Annotated in this window: 2 pseudogenes; both read left to right on the top strand. The window is 73.9% G+C overall.

Going from position 1 to position 675, the window contains the following annotated elements:
- A pseudogene (locus tag NKF06_RS20745) lies at positions 1-388 on the top strand (aspartate oxidase); the annotation flags it as partial.
- A pseudogene (locus NKF06_RS20740) lies at positions 375-675 on the top strand (nicotinate-nucleotide diphosphorylase (carboxylating)); the annotation flags it as partial. The pseudogenes NKF06_RS20745 and NKF06_RS20740, both read left to right, overlap by 14 nt.

Here is a 675-nt window from a genome sequence, read left to right as displayed (position 1 = left end):
GACCGTCGAGTACGCGCCGCCGCGCGACTCCGACCCGGCGCTCCCCGACGCCTTCGCCGACACGAAGTTCGACCGCCTCGGGCGGACGATGGACGAGTTCGTCGGCATCGAGCGCGCGCCCGACGGCCTCGACACCGCGCGGGCGCGGCTTCGCCGCCTGAAAGGCGAGGTCGACGCCTACGCCCGCACCCGCGTCTCGCGGTCCATCTACGAACTCCGGAACGCCTGCGTCTCGTCGCTCCTCGTCGCCCGCGCGGCCGCCGACGCGCCGTCGGCCGGCTGTCACTCGCTCGTCGACCCGGACGAACGCGAGGGAGGCGAGAGAGACGAGGGAGGCGAGGAGAGCGACGACGCCGAACAGGGGGTGACCCCGAGTGCTGACGACTGAGACGGTCGAGCGCTGGCTGGCCGAGGACGTCGGCCACCGCGACGTGACGAACGACGTGCCCGGCGACACCACCGGGCGACTCGTGGCGAAGGAGCCGGCGGTCGCCGCCGGTCTCGACGCCGCCGTCGCCGTCTTCGACTCCCTCGGCGTCGAGGCCGAGAACGCGGTCGAGGTCGGCGACGCGGTCGAACCGGGCGACGTGGTTCTCCGCGTCGAAGGCGACGCACGGAACGTCCTCCGCGGCGAGCGCGTCGCGGCAAACGTCGTCGGCCACGCCTCTGGGGTCG

It is taken from the genome of Haloferax sp. AB510 (genome assembly GCF_024136985.1).
In the GTDB taxonomy this organism is placed as follows: domain Archaea; phylum Halobacteriota; class Halobacteria; order Halobacteriales; family Haloferacaceae; genus Haloferax.
Note: the sequence above shows the minus strand (reverse complement) of the source record. Positions and strands in the feature narration are given on the sequence as shown.